13 protein-coding genes are annotated in these 13,164 nt (G+C 61.6%); 4 read left to right on the plus strand and 9 right to left on the minus strand.

Translation table 11 applies throughout. The annotated features are described in order from the left end of the window. Positions 1–2 precede the first annotated feature (2 nt). Positions 3–950, plus strand: coding sequence for a nuclear transport factor 2 family protein (locus tag ATN38_RS09475; RefSeq protein WP_217017951.1), 948 nt, complete (start codon positions 3–5; stop codon positions 948–950). A gap of 38 nt (positions 951–988) precedes the next feature. Here ATN38_RS09475 and ATN38_RS09480 read toward each other — a convergent pair whose 3' ends face one another. The 4 genes from ATN38_RS09480 to ATN38_RS09495 all read right to left on the minus strand — a co-directional run bounded on the left by ATN38_RS09480 (position 989) and on the right by ATN38_RS09495 (position 5,453). Further along, positions 989–2,155, minus strand: coding sequence for an alkane 1-monooxygenase (locus ATN38_RS09480; RefSeq protein ID WP_218747858.1), 1,167 nt, complete (start codon positions 2,153–2,155; stop codon positions 989–991). A gap of 421 nt (positions 2,156–2,576) precedes the next feature. Further along, positions 2,577–3,560, minus strand: coding sequence for an ABC transporter substrate-binding protein (locus ATN38_RS09485; protein ID WP_218747859.1), 984 nt, complete (start codon positions 3,558–3,560; stop codon positions 2,577–2,579). A 94-nt stretch (positions 3,561–3,654) separates the two neighbouring features. Further along, on the minus strand, positions 3,655–4,512 hold the full coding sequence (locus ATN38_RS09490; protein WP_218747860.1) for an AraC family transcriptional regulator: 858 nt from the start codon (positions 4,510–4,512) through the stop codon (positions 3,655–3,657). Then, positions 4,509–5,453, minus strand: coding sequence for a D-cysteine desulfhydrase family protein (locus ATN38_RS09495; protein ID WP_218747861.1), 945 nt, complete (start codon positions 5,451–5,453; stop codon positions 4,509–4,511). The genes ATN38_RS09490 and ATN38_RS09495 overlap by 4 nt, the downstream gene beginning before the upstream one ends. 56 nt (positions 5,454–5,509) lie before the next feature. On the opposite strand from ATN38_RS09495, the gene ATN38_RS09500 reads away from it, so the two are divergent. Next, positions 5,510–6,196 (plus strand): dienelactone hydrolase family protein, encoded by a 687-nt coding sequence (locus ATN38_RS09500; RefSeq protein WP_030536019.1) that lies wholly within the window; start codon positions 5,510–5,512, stop codon positions 6,194–6,196. Between the two features lie 13 nt (positions 6,197–6,209). On the opposite strand, the gene ATN38_RS09505 is transcribed toward ATN38_RS09500, so the two are convergent. From ATN38_RS09505 to kynB, 3 genes are read right to left on the minus strand one after another with little or no spacing between them, the layout of a single operon-like run. Beyond that, a complete protein-coding gene (locus tag ATN38_RS09505; protein WP_030536020.1) occupies positions 6,210–7,643 on the minus strand; it encodes an amino acid permease in 1,434 nt (477 codons plus the stop codon). A 52-nt stretch (positions 7,644–7,695) separates the two neighbouring features. After that, complete coding sequence (gene kynU, locus ATN38_RS09510) at positions 7,696–8,961, minus strand: kynureninase (RefSeq protein ID WP_030536021.1); 1,266 nt, start codon at positions 8,959–8,961, stop codon at positions 7,696–7,698. Further along, positions 8,958–9,674 carry an arylformamidase gene (gene kynB, locus ATN38_RS09515; protein ID WP_054187492.1) on the minus strand — a complete coding sequence of 239 codons (717 nt, stop codon included), beginning with the start codon at positions 9,672–9,674 and terminating at the stop codon, positions 8,958–8,960. The genes kynU and kynB overlap by 4 nt, the downstream gene beginning before the upstream one ends. 137 nt (positions 9,675–9,811) lie before the next feature. Here kynB and ATN38_RS09520 point away from each other — a divergent pair, with 137 nt between their 5' ends. Together ATN38_RS09520 and ATN38_RS09525 are read left to right on the plus strand one after the other, a co-directional pair. After that, positions 9,812–10,303, plus strand: a complete 492-nt coding sequence (locus tag ATN38_RS09520) for an Lrp/AsnC family transcriptional regulator (RefSeq protein ID WP_007730865.1) — start codon at positions 9,812–9,814, stop codon at positions 10,301–10,303. A gap of 82 nt (positions 10,304–10,385) precedes the next feature. Beyond that, positions 10,386–11,360, plus strand: a complete 975-nt coding sequence (locus ATN38_RS09525) for a phosphotransferase enzyme family protein (RefSeq protein ID WP_065351519.1) — start codon at positions 10,386–10,388, stop codon at positions 11,358–11,360. 49 nt (positions 11,361–11,409) lie between these two features. Here ATN38_RS09525 and ATN38_RS09530 read toward each other — a convergent pair whose 3' ends face one another. Together ATN38_RS09530 and ATN38_RS09535 are read right to left on the minus strand one after the other, a co-directional pair. Continuing rightward, the gene (locus tag ATN38_RS09530) at positions 11,410–12,036 is read right to left on the minus strand and encodes an MBL fold metallo-hydrolase (RefSeq protein WP_218747862.1); all 627 of its coding nucleotides are present in this window, start codon (positions 12,034–12,036) and stop codon (positions 11,410–11,412) included. Further along, positions 12,033–13,121: an S-(hydroxymethyl)mycothiol dehydrogenase gene (locus tag ATN38_RS09535; protein ID WP_007730860.1), complete on the minus strand. Its 1,089-nt coding sequence runs from the start codon at positions 13,119–13,121 to the stop codon at positions 12,033–12,035. The genes ATN38_RS09530 and ATN38_RS09535 overlap by 4 nt, the downstream gene beginning before the upstream one ends. Positions 13,122–13,164: the final 43 nt, after the last annotated feature.

Consider the following 13,164-nt stretch of genomic DNA (forward strand, 5'->3'; position numbering starts at 1 on the left):
ATATGAGCAACCTCCGTAGGCGCGCAGCCTGGATCACTGTTCCCGCTGCCGCCGCTCTCCTGCTCACCGCGTGCTCCAACGACGCGGAATCCGCAACGCCCAGCAGTTCTACGACGTCCACGAGCGTTGTTGCCGAACAGGGCGATCAACTCGAATCCAACAAGACCGTCGTCACGGACTTCTACGAACTGGCGTTCAACGGCCGTCAGGTACAGCAAGCCGCCGACCGGTACCTTGGCGACGTCTACATCCAACACAACCCCACTGCCGCCGACGGGGCAGCCGGATTTGTCAGCGGCATAGGCGGTTACGTCGAGGCCACACCCGGATTGCACGCCGAGATCACTCGCGTTTTCGCCGAGGGCGATCTGGTTGCCCTCCAGTCTCACACCACGTCTGCACCCGGCGACCGCGGCCAGGCCGTGTTCGACATCTTCCGCGTCGACAACGGCAAGATCGTCGAACACTGGGATGCCATTCAAGACGTGCCGGAAACGTCCGCGAATCCGAACACGATGTTCGACGGACCCACCTCGTCGCCGTCCAAGTCGTCAGAAGTCTTGGAGCGCAACACGGCCAACGCGTTGACGTTCCTGCAGCTCGCCTTCAACGAAGGCAAAGCCGCCGAGGCTGCCGACCAGCTGGTCGGTCCGACCTACTCCCAGCACAACCCCTCGTTCGCTGACGGCAAGGACGCATTTGTCACCGCACTGGCCGGGATCGAACCCGTTACCGGAGACAAGGCCACCAAGTTTCCACGGACGGTAGCCGAGGGCGACTTCGTCTTCGTTCACACCTTCGCTTCGTCCGGTGAGGGGACGGCCGGCAGCGGCTCGATGGACATCTTCCGATTCGACGAGAACGGCAAAATCGTCGAGCATTGGGACGCCGTCCAGGACTACCCGTCGACGACCGCAAGCGGTAACACCGTGTGGGATGACGGTCGCTGAGACGACAACTCCGAACAGTTCAGCGGACGGCTACGTGATCAGCCGACGTTGATTCGTTCTGTGTCGCCGTCGTAGTAGTCCAACAATCTCTGATCCATCACCCGGCGCCACAGCGGTGGAATCCACGCGATCACGATCATCACTGCGTAGCCGGCCGGAAGTTGCGGCGCTTCGGCCGCGCTACGCAGACTTTGGTACCGCAGCTTCGGGTTGGCGTGGTGATCGCTGTGCCGCTGCAGTTGGTAGAGAAACAGATTGCTCACGACGTGATCGCTGTTCCAACTGTCAGCGGGGCTGCAGCGTACATACGAGCCGTCAGCGCGCTTGCCACGCAGCAGGCCGTAATGCTCGAGGTAGTTCGCGGCTTCGAGGAAGGTGAATCCGGCAACTGCCTGCAGCAGAAGCCAGGGTGCGACCTCCCAACCGAAGATGCCGATCAGCGCCGCGAAAAGGACAACGCTCATCGCCCAGGCATTGAGGACGTTGTTTTCAAAACTCCAGGTTCGTTTGCCTTTCCGCTGGAGTCGAGCGCTCTCGATCCGCCAGGCAGAACGCAGGCCGCCGAACACACTTCGCGGCAAGAACCTCCAGAAGCTCTCACCGAACCGCGAGCTGGCCGGGTCCTGCGGAGTCGCTACACGCACATGGTGGCCAAAATTATGTTCCACGTAGAAGTGCCCGTAGAGAGATTGCGCAAGCGCCACTTTCGCGAGCCACTGTTCGATCTTCTCGCTCTTGTGACCGAGCTCGTGAGCCGCGTTGATACCGACGCCGGCGACGACGCCCACCGTGAACGACATCGCGATCTTCTCCGCGATTCCCATCGGAGCGTTGATCCAGCACCAGCAGGCGAAGACCAGACCGGCGTATTGCAAGGGGAGGAACGCGTAAGTGCACCAGCGGTAGTAGCGGTCTTTCTGCAGTCGTGGGATCGCATCGTCCGGCGGACTTTCGCCGTCTTCACCGGCCAGCATGTCGATGATCGGGATGACGATGACCAGTAGCCACGCGCCGGTCGCCCAGAACAATCCGAGACGAAGGTTGTCGACGAGAATCCAGGAGAGGAACGGGCTGAGTGGAATCAGCAATCCGAGCGGCCACAGGTACCTCTTGCGGTCGCGCCAGCGCGGATTTGCGCCGGACGGCGAGTCGGTGTTCTGGACAGCGTTCGATTCGGTACGCCGTGCGTCGGAAGTCGCTGTCATTCGCCGATCTCGCCTTTCGTCCCCTCGAACGATTCGCCCCACGCACCGTTCACGCTCAGCAAACCAGAACTAATGTCCGGACGGGTATGGTCCCGAAATCCAGAGCGCCCTGCTCGAAAGACGGCACGAGCGCTTGTACTCACCAAAAACTCCCCCGCACATCACTGCTCACCCCGACAGTAGATACGGACAAAATACCCCACGGATCTGCGGGGATGGCGACCACCTCCGCACGTCGCCGAGGATCGATGATCCCTGCCAAGGCAAGGTCGAACCGCGTCGCCCTCGTCGAAGTAACGGTAACCGGCAGTGACAGAAATCATAAGCAGAGGACAGGATTTCCGCTCGTAGTGGCAACCGAAAAGACTGCGCGCCCTCAACTGGTCAGTTGCGGGCACGCAGTGAATAAGGTGAGCAAGCGTCAGAGCGTTGCAAACACCTTCGTTTTCACTTCGTTCAGCCAACCGTTCGCGGTCACGAAGTCTGTGACGCTCGACTGCAATCCGAAGACGTGCCCGGCCTGCGCCGCCGGCAGCCTCGTGAAGAGGTTGTCGTCGAGGACCGCCTGAACCGCCGCACTGGTCGACCCGTCCGCGTTCAGCGGATACAGCACGACCGTCACACCGTTCAGGATGTCGGCCAACTGCTCCATCGGATAGGACGCGTATCCGGCATCGGTGTAATTGGTCGGAACACCGGGCCCGTACGCCAATCCGAGTTCGTTGACGACCAAATTGCCGATCGCACCGGTGGGCTGCTGAACCGAGAAAGCGCCGGGTGCGTCTCCGAGTGAAATGTGAATCCACTTGTTGGTCGCGATCACGTCGGCGTACTCGCCACGGACACGTTCGAGATTCTCTTCGTAAGCAGTCCGCGTCGACTCGAGCACGTCGGTCTTACCAATTGCCTCAGCAAGCTCGGTGGTGATCTTTTTCCAGTCGCCTCTGCTCTCCCCCTTGACGATGACAGTGGGGGCAATGCCGGACAGACGGTCGAACGCCGCTTGGTCCACCTCGTCGGCATCGCCGACAATGATGTCGGGATCTGCCGCAGCGATCGCTTCGAAGTTCATTTCCCCGAAAGGCCCGATGGTCGGGAGCCCGTCGACGAAGGCCTGCTGCTCCGGCGTGAATTCACTGATCCACTTGCCGTAGTCCTGCACAGCAGCCGGTTTCACTCCGAGAGACATGAGCTGCCAAGGAGTGTCGTACGACGCGGCGACGACGCGCTCAGGTGAAACCGGAACCTCGATGTCCCCGTACGCCGACGCGACGGTCCGGACGTCCGTCTGCTCGGAATCGGCCGACGACGAGGAACAGCCGCTCACCACCATCGCACCTACGACGGCAACCGCCGCCGCTGCGATGACTCTGGAACCGAAAGAAAATGATCGAATTGCGCGCACGCAGAACTCCTACAGGGTGATTGTTTAGCCAACCCTAAGTTCATTCTGCGGCACGGCACAAGTCCGATCGAGGCGCTTAGAGTCGCTGTTCGGACTAGTCCTGTAGCCAATCGGTCATTGGCGCGCGCGGATGATCGATCAGGCTTGCAAACTCCCCCGGTGTCACGCCCATCGTTCGACGAAAAGCCGCACCGAACGCGCTTTCGGAACGAAAACCCGTCTTCCGCGCCACAAACGAGATGCTTCGACCGAGTGCCAGAAGTTGCATCGCGTGATGAGCCCGCAATCGCATACGCCATTCCGAGAAGGTCAATCCGGTCTCGGCCGGAAACCTTCGTGTGAGAGTCCTCGTGCTGACTTTTGCGTCGGCGGCCCACTCCTCGACCGATCGGGTGTCGGCCGGGCTGGCAACCAACTGGTCTGCGATCTGCCGAAGCCACGGCGTCGTCGGCAGCGGTACATCGAAAATCAGTCGCGGAACAGGTTCGACGAGGTCGATGGCAAACGCCTCGGCTCGCCGACGCGCCGCGTCCGTCAAGTCGTCTCGGGTGAGGTGATCGAGTACTTGTTCGAGCAGCGGAGGGGTGGACAAGGCCACCACACGATCCAACCCGGTCACATCGGATGCCACCAACCACGTGCACGACAATTCTGTGCCGCTACGCGCCGTCACCTCGTGGGGAACATAGGACGGGATCCACAGACTGACCCCGCTCGGCACCGTGTACACAGTCTCCGGAGTACGGACCTCGAGAACACCGTCGATCGCCCACAGCAATTCGTGATCGCTGTGGCGGTGCATCTCCCACGTGTAGTCGGAGTCGACTGACAGCCGATTGGTCGCCAAACGCAGATACCCGTCGGCACTGACGCGCAGCGGTCGCACTACGCGTTGCCACTCGGACAGTTCGTCGAGCGGACTGCTGAGCGGGTAGTCGATCTGCTCGCTCACCGCAGCGTCGACAGTTCGGGATGTCCGAACAGGCCAGGCAACCCACCGGTGTGCAGGAAGACCGTTTTTGATCCCGCCGTGATGGCTTTGTCCTTCACGAGTTGGATCAATCCCGCAAAGGCTCGGCCGGTGTACGTCGGGTCGAGGAAGATGCCCTCAGTACGAGCCAAACATCGGATCGCGCCGGCTGATGCTTCCGTGAGCGTCGAATATCCTTGTCCAACTTGGTTTCGCAGGATCTGAAGATCTGCGGCTCGCGCGGTCGGACCAGGCATCTCGTCCAACAACCCAGCGACAGTCGACACCGGGTCGGCAACAGCCCCGACGTCGACGCCCACAACTCTGTCGACGCCCAGATGCGCGACAAGGCCTGCCATCGTTCCACCCGATCCGAGAGCAACCACGACGCGATCGACGCCGGAGAGTTGCTGCTCGATCTCGCGTGCGCAGTCCACATATCCCTGCGCAGCCACCGCGCTGGTACCACCGAAGGGAATGACAAAAGGAACTCCGCCCGAGTCAGCGACGGCCTGCGCCGCGGCGTCGAGCGCGGATGCCGTGTCCCCACCGGCCCAGACGATCTCAGCGCCTGCGAGTGCATCCAGAACGAGATTTCCCTGCGCGGATTCCGGCTCGGCACCACCGAGCACCAGCACACAACGCAATCCCAAACGGGCTGCTGCCGACGCAGTCAAGCGAGCGTGATTGCTTTGCGGTGCACCGGTAGTGATCAGAGTCGTCGCGCCGACGGCCAAAGCCTGAGCGCAGGTGTACTGCAGCTTTCGGATCTTGTTGCCGCCACCGCCCAGGCCGGTGACGTCGTCACGTTTGATCCACAGATCTTCCGGCCCCAATCCGAGTGCCTGCGCGCAACGCGCCACAGGTTCGACGGGCGTCGGCCAACTGCCCAGGCTGATCGGCGGAACGGCGGAACTCAACATTTGACGAGTCTAGTTCGACGGTCCGTCTACAGTCTGGGCTCGCCTACAGTCTGGATATGGGAACTTTCACGACGACCACACACGACGTGCCGCTGACCGTCAGCCGACCGGATTCGCCAGGAGAACCGAAGCATGCGGTGGTGGTTCTCCAAGAAGCGTGGGGCGTGAACAAGCACATCGAGAGCATCCTCGAGCGTCTCGCCGATGCCGGCTACCTTGCCGTCGCCCCGCATCTCTACCACCGCGGCGCACAGACCTCCTTCACCGACTTCCCGTCCGCGAAGGATGCGCTCATGGCACTCGACGGCACAAGCATCGGCCACGACGTACGTGCCGCCGTCGACTACAGCCGATCCGAGGGAGCAGACAAAGTCGGCTCCCTCGGATTCTGCATGGGCGGCACCGCATCCCTGTGGTGTGCCGCCGTACCCCTCGTCGATTCCGCTGTCACGTACTACGGTAGCGGCGTTGCAGAAGCCCGATGGGATGGGATTGCCGCAGGCACCGAACTTGCAGCGCAACTGCAGGTCCCGTGGCTCGGTCACTACGGCGACCTCGATCCCAGTATCCCGCCGGAGAGCGTCGAGCAATTGCGCGCAACCGCGTCCGATCTCGCCCGGGTGTACCGCTATGCCGACGCCGGCCACGCGTTCAACAACGACACTTCGGCCAGCCACTACGCCCCGAACTCTGCTGCCATCGCGTGGACCCGCACTATGGAGTTCTTCAACGAAACCCTGTGATTGCCAGCGTGAGTCAGGGCACCCGCTTGACCACCGTGCCGGTGATCTCGTCCTGAATCTGGTCGGCATCCATTGCCAGACTCTGCGCGCGACGCGATCGAGTGAAGTAGTAGATGCCGATCACGGCCACAACAAACGGAACTCCGAACACCAGCGTCATCTTGAAATCCTCGACCCACAATGTCGTGACGAGGATCGCGACCATGAGGACACCACCCAGTATCGTCCCCACCGGGAAGAACGGAATCGTGAACGAGAGGGTTCGTCCTTCGCTTGCCATCCGCTTGCGAAAGAACCAGTGCGTCACGAAGATCAGCAGCCACGTCGCCATCGCCCCGAACATCGACAGCGAGATCATCAAGGTGAATGCCTGCTCGGGAAAGAGCACGTAGACGATGGTTGCGACGGCGATACCCGACGTCGACAGCAGCAAGGCATTGACCGGTGAGCCGTTGGCCCTGACCTTGCCGAGAATGGCCGGCGCGTCACCAGCACGGGAGAGCGAGAACATCATTCGCGAAGACACGTACAGCTGACTGTTCATCGCGGACAGCGCGGCGATGATCACCACGAAGTTCAGCACACTGTCTGCGCCCGGAATCTTCACAACCTGCATCACCGTGACGAAAGGGCTTCCGCCACTCAATATCTTGTCCATCGGAGCGATTGCCAGAATCAGGGCAAGCGTTGCGATGTAGAAGACGAACAGTCGGACGATCGTCACACGGAACGCCTTCTTCACCGCCACCGCGGGGTTTTCCGCCTCACCGGCTGCAATGGCGATCATCTCGATGCTCAAGTAGCTGAAGATCGATACGATCACGGCAAACCACATGCCGGACAAACCATTCGGGAAGAATCCGCCACCGGCCGTGTAGTTGTGAAATCCGTAGTCCGGGTTCCCGCTACCGAACACTACGTACGCTGCCATCACGATGAACGCCACGATCGCGAAGACCTTGATCGTCGAGAACCAGTACTCCATCGTTCCGAAGGCCTTGACGTTGAACATGTTCACGCCGATCAGCACTCCGGAGAACAACACGATCCACAGCCATGACGGTACGTCGGCGAACCAGAACTGCATATATTCACCGATTGCGGTGACCTCGGTACCGACCGCGAGGACGATGCACGACCAGTAGAGATAGCGAACGAGGAAGCCGATCAACGGTCCGACGTAGAACTCTGCGTACGCACCGAACGAACCTGATGTCGCATGTGCAACAGTCATTTCGGCGAGGGCACCCATCAGCAGGAGGGCGATCAACCCGCCGATCGCGTAACTGATGATGACGCTCGGGCCGGCAAATCCGATGGCGAACTTACTGCCGAGGAAGAGTCCGGTGCCGATTGCACCGCCGAGCGCGATCATGCTCATCTGCTTGGGGCCGAGTTCGCGTTTGAGACCTGATTCTCGCTGCTGAATGTTTTTGAAATCACTCATGAAAGCTCCTTGCGAAAGGCGGTACCTCCCGGTCCGCGGAAACTTGGAAGAATCAGGTGACTGCGTCGCGCTCGCGGAATTCGGGGCGATCCCAGGACTTGTTCTCGAGGATGTCTCGCAACACGTCGACGGCGTTCCACACGTCGGCGTATCCGAGATAGAGCGGAGTGATACCGAACCTCAGCACTCCTGGTTCGCGGTAGTCGCCGATGACGCCCCGCGCGATGAGAGCCTTCATGATGGAATAGCCCTCGGGATGAACAAAACTCACGTGCGATCCACGACTCTCGTGTTCGCGCGGCGTGATCAACTGCAAACCGTAATCAGCGCAACGCTCCTCGACGAGGCTGATGAAGAGATCGGCCAGCGCGAGCGACTTGCTGCGGATGTCGGCCATGTCAGCTTTGAGCATGACGTCGAGACCACACTCGACGAGTGACAACGACGTGATGGGTTGAGTACCACTCAGAAACCGTCGTATTCCTGCGCCGGGTTCGTAGGCCGACTCCATCGCAAATGGTCGCGCGTGCCCCCACCACCCGGACAGCGGCTGGATTCCGGTGTTCTGATGGCGACGGTTGACCCAGATGAATGCAGGTGAACCCGGACCACCGTTGAGGTACTTGTACGTACACCCCACCGCGAAGTCGGCGTCGGCACCGCTCAGATCGACAGTGACGGCGCCGGCCGAGTGTGCGAGATCCCAGATCATGAGGGCGCCACGTTCCTGCACTGCTGCAGTGACTTCCGTCATCGCATACAGGTTTCCGGTGCGGTAGTTGACGTGCGACAACATCACTACGGCGGTGTCCGGTCCTACTGCTTCGGTGAGGTCGCCCGGTTGGTCGATCAGGCGTAGTTCGTATCCCTGATCGAGCAGCGAGATGATGCCCTCCGCAATGTAGAGGTCAGTGGGGAAATTGTCGCGCTCGGAGACGATCACCTTCCGGCTGGGATCCTGAGCAGCCGCGATGGACAGCGCGGAGGCCAATGCCTTGAACAGGTTGATCGACGTCGAATCCGTTACTACCACTTCGCCTTCACCTGCTCCCAGCAACGGGGCAAGTTTGTCACCGAGGCGGACCGGGAGGTCGAACCATCCAGCCTCGTTCCAACTGCGAACCAAGCCGTTGCCCCACTCGTCGCCGATCACTCTCGCGGCGCATTCCTGCGCGGCAATGGGACGCGCGCCGAGCGAGTTTCCGTCGAAGTAGAGAACGCCCTCCGGAATCGCGAACTCGCGGCGGAACTCCCTCAGGGGATCCACTGCGTCGGCCTTGACGCAGTCTTCCAACGAAAGTGTGGTTGTCGATGTCATGACGATTCTTCTCCTGCATGTGTCGGCGTTGAGGGTGATGAAGGCAGAGTCCGGAGCACGGCGCGTACCGGGCTGGCATCGAGGTCGAGGAACTTCAGCGGCAGTGCGATCAACTCGTAGTAGCCTTCGTCGACGTCGTCGAGGCAAAGTCCTTCGAGGATCGCGACGCTACGATCGCTTGCCGCGTGGTGCCCGTCCATGGTCTTGCTGTCCATCGGATCGAACGAGGCGCCGTCGATTCCGATCAGAACTCCACCGCGGTCGGCGAACCAGTGGGTCAGCTCCGGAGATACACCGGCGAAGTCGTTGTCCCACTTGCGTGGGTACTTCGGGTACGTCCTCAGAATCAGCCGTTGCGGCAGATGTCCGCCGAGTCGCTCCACCGTCTCTTCGACGGGCCTGATGCAGGCGGCACCGTCGACCCCCGTCATGTCGACCACCAGTGCTTCGCCGAGATAGGGCTCGAGGGGAACGGAACCAATGGTCGCGCCGTCGATGCGAGTGTGCGCCGGCGCATCGGCGTGAGCACCGATATGCGGAGTGGTGGTGATTCGGTTGATGGTGACGGCGTCACTGCCGCCGAGGTCGGACGTGACAGCGCGGGTGAAGGCGGTATCGCCTGGCCACACGGGCGTCGATTCGGAGATCGGCGGGCTGATGTCGATCAACCGCGCCCTCCAGTCGCCCGTGTGGCGGCCGATCCTCGGAAACATCCAGACCCCTTCGTCGCAACAGTCGACTGTGTCGATCTCGACCGTTTGATAATTCGATGTGTTTGGCAAAAGCTAGGATCATCGACGGGCGCGGTCAATAGATGCTGAATATTTTCGCGACGGCAGGGAGAAATCGGATGATAAATGCGATCGAACGGGCAGCTGCCGCAGCTCGGCCGAATCATGTTCGGCTCGACGACGTCGATACAGCGATTCTCCGCGAACTCGTCCGGGATGCACGCATCCCCAACAACGCACTCGCCGAGAAGGTCGGGATAGCGCCGTCGACCGCTCTGGCGCGGATGCGTGCGCTACGCGAATCGGGCGTCATCAAGGGGTTTCACGCAGACATAGACCTCGAGCTACTCGGCCTCGAGATCTCGGCGATGGTGTCGATTCTGATTCACTCCCACGCCAGGAGCCGGATGACGGAAATTGCCGAGCACCTGAGCGGATTGGATTCCGTTCAGCGAGTGTTCCTGATGAGTGGGGACCGTGATCTCCTGGTACACGTGTCGTGTGAATCCCCCACTCGGCTTCGCGATTTCGTCAGCGCGCACCTCAACGATCCGGCCATCGCCAATACCCAGACCAACCTGATCTTCAGCGAACTGAGTCAAGGCGGCTGAACTGCAGCTGTCGCCAAGGCGTCTTCGGGTGCTTCCGAGATCGACACCTCGATTCGAACTTCCCCCACTAGAGTCGAACGGCATGTTGCCACTCGGGTTGTCCATGCTCTGGGAGTCGGTGGAGTCGGAAGCCGCTCTGAAGCAGCGATTCGGATTCAACAGCTTCGGCGCAGCCACCCATTGGGTCTCGGCGGTACTCGAGCAGACTTGGGGATTGACGGCCCTCGAGTGCTCGCGAATGGCGATCAGTGACCAGAACGCGATTGTGTGGGTTGCGAGCGACCGAGGTGGGCTGGTGGTGAAGTGGTCGCGCGACACAGAGCGCTTCGCGAACCTGGAGGCGTCGACGCGCCTGCTGAGCGCACTCGCCGCGCAGGGCGTGCCCGTTCCGTCACCAATCACGTCCCTGAACGGATTGGACCGGGAAACACTGCTGGACCGGGAAACACTGGAAGGGCCTTCGTGCGCAGTGTCATTCACCGTACTGCCGGAGTTGGCGGGAGATTGGTTGGACGTGCAGGACCGCGTGGCGGTCCGTTCGGCAGGAGCATGTCTGGCAGAAATACACCGAACGCTCGGCGCCACCCATGTCGACGGATCGGTTTTCTCGTCGCGCAGCACCGGGTTGAAGGAGCGCATCGGTGGTTGGCTCGAGAATTTCGACCGCGGGTTCGCGCCTGAGGCAACGCGTAGGCTCGTGGGCCTCCTGGCGCGTGCGTCCGAGCTCGATGACCAAACTCAACTGGTACACAACGACTTCCGTGCAGCCAACATCTTGACTCGAAACTCTCGGACCACCGGAGTACTCGACTTCGACGACGTGGTGATCGACCACCGGGTGAGCGACCTGGCCAAGGCAAGCGTCTATCTGGGCACCCTGTTCACCGATTGGCGACCGACACCGATCGCGGTACGGCAGAGCCTGCGCGCCGGCTACGAATCCGTCCGTCCCCTCAGCCGATCCGAGACAGAATGGTTCGAGATCCTCGAACTGTGGCACGGCCTGATGGCAATCCCGGGTGAGAACGACACCGCCGGTTGGGCATCAGCGTTGTGACAAAAGTGGGGACGCCGGTACCGGCGTCCCCACTTCGCTTCCGATCACATCAGGATCCGGCGCGGATCCATTCTTCGAGATGCGGCGCCTCGGTACCGATCGTCGTGCCGTCGCCGTGACCGGTGTGAACCTTGGTCTCGGAGGGGAGCGCGAACAGCTTGTCGCGAATGGACCCAATGATGGTCGGGAAGTCTGAGTACGACCGCCCCGTTGCGCCGGGTCCACCGGAGAACAAGGTGTCGCCGCTGAACAGTTCCCCCGCCTCGGGCAGGTAGAGGCAGGTCGACCCCGGGGAATGGCCCGGTGTGTGGATGGCCAGAATGTCCGTACCCGCCACAGCAATACGCTGATCATCTTCCAAGCTCAGATGCTTCACCCCGGGGTGAGTCATCTCCCAGAGGACATCGTCGGCCGGGTTCAGGTAGATCGGAGCGTCGAGTTTCTCGGCCAGCTCCGGCGCAACGGTGACGTGGTCGTTGTGGCCGTGGGTGCAGACGATTCCGATCACCTTGCGTCCACCGACAGCGTCGATGATCGGCTGCGCGGTGTGAGCTGCGTCGACGATCACCACTTCGTTGTCGTCACCGATCAGCCAGATGTTGTTGTCGACGTACCATGTTCCGCCGTCGAGGCTGAACGTACCCGAGGTGACGACGCGATCGACTCGCAATGTCACAGGACCACCACCGAACGAAGGACCTCGCCGCGGTGCATCGTCTCGAATGCCTTCTCGACCTCGTCGAGCTTGATGCGCTCGCTGACGAACTTCTCGAGCGGCAGACGCCCCTGCTGGTACAGGTCGACCAGAACGGGGAAGTCACGCTCGGGCAGGCAATCGCCGTACCACGACGACTTGAGGGCTCCGCCGCGCGAGAAGAAGTCCACCAGCGGCATTTCCAGCTTCATGTCCGGCGTCGGAACTCCCACCAGCACTACGGTTCCCGCGAGGTCGCGGGCGTAGAACGCCTGCTTCCAGGTCTCGGGACGGCCGACTGCGTCGACAACCACGTCGGCGCCGAAACCTCCGGTCAGCTCCTGGACTGCTTCGACGACGTCGTCGACCTCGGTGGCATTGATCGTGTGCGTGGCACCAAGTTCCGTGGCCCACTCCAGCTTTCGTGGATCCCGGTCGATGGCGATGATGGTATTGGCACCGGCCAGGCGTGAACCCATGATCGCTGCGTCGCCGACGCCGCCACACCCGATCACAGCCACCGAATCACCGCGTCCGACGTTGCCGGTGTTCATCGCGGCACCCATGCCGGCCATGACGCCGCAACCGAGCAGTCCGACGACAGCCGGATCGGCCGAGGCGTCGACCTTGGTGCACTGGCCTTCGTGAACGAGCGTCTTGTCTGCGAATGCGCCGATGCCGAGTGCCGGCGTCAGTTCGGTGCCGTCTTCGAGCGTCATCTTCTGCTCGGCGTTGAAGGTGTCGAAGCAGTACTGCGGGCGGCCACGCTTACACGCACGACACTGCCCGCATACTGCACGCCAGTTGAGGACGACGAAGTCGCCCACCTCGACGTGAGTGACACCGGGGCCGACGCTCTCGACGATGCCCGACGCCTCGTGCCCGAGCAGGAACGGGTACTCGTCGTTGATTCCGCCGTCGCGGTAGGTCAGGTCGGTGTGGCACACACCGCACGCTGCAATGGCGACCACTACCTCGTTGGCGCCGGGATCGGGAATCGTGATGGGGACGATTTCGACGGGGGCACCCTTGGATCGGGCGATGACGCCGCGTACCTGCTGTGGCATGGCTTTGCTCCTGGCTTCGTGCGATTGAGGACGTGTCGTCACA

Source organism: Rhodococcus sp. FH8 (assembly GCF_019266085.1).
In the GTDB taxonomy this organism is placed as follows: Bacteria; Actinomycetota; Actinomycetes; order Mycobacteriales; family Mycobacteriaceae; genus Rhodococcus_F; species Rhodococcus_F qingshengii.

What these genes read in the sequence shown, in the direction of transcription:
- ATN38_RS09500 (WP_030536019.1), top strand. Translation starts at nt 5,510, where the DNA reads ATGGGAACTTTCACGACGACCACACACGACGTGCCGCTGACCGTCAGC.
- kynB (WP_054187492.1), bottom strand. Translation starts at nt 9,674, where the DNA reads ATGTTTCCGAGGATCGGCCGCCACACGGGCGACTGGAGGGCGCGGTTG.
- ATN38_RS09525 (WP_065351519.1), top strand. Translation starts at nt 10,386, where the DNA reads ATGTTGCCACTCGGGTTGTCCATGCTCTGGGAGTCGGTGGAGTCGGAA.
- ATN38_RS09495 (WP_218747861.1), bottom strand. Translation starts at nt 5,453, where the DNA reads ATGTTGAGTTCCGCCGTTCCGCCGATCAGCCTGGGCAGTTGGCCGACG.
- ATN38_RS09480 (WP_218747858.1), bottom strand. Translation starts at nt 2,155, where the DNA reads ATGACAGCGACTTCCGACGCACGGCGTACCGAATCGAACGCTGTCCAG.
- ATN38_RS09520 (WP_007730865.1), top strand. Translation starts at nt 9,812, where the DNA reads ATGATAAATGCGATCGAACGGGCAGCTGCCGCAGCTCGGCCGAATCAT.
- ATN38_RS09535 (WP_007730860.1), bottom strand. Translation starts at nt 13,121, where the DNA reads ATGCCACAGCAGGTACGCGGCGTCATCGCCCGATCCAAGGGTGCCCCC.
- ATN38_RS09505 (WP_030536020.1), bottom strand. Translation starts at nt 7,643, where the DNA reads ATGAGTGATTTCAAAAACATTCAGCAGCGAGAATCAGGTCTCAAACGC.
- ATN38_RS09475 (WP_217017951.1), top strand. Translation starts at nt 3, where the DNA reads ATGAGCAACCTCCGTAGGCGCGCAGCCTGGATCACTGTTCCCGCTGCC.
- kynU (WP_030536021.1), bottom strand. Translation starts at nt 8,961, where the DNA reads ATGACATCGACAACCACACTTTCGTTGGAAGACTGCGTCAAGGCCGAC.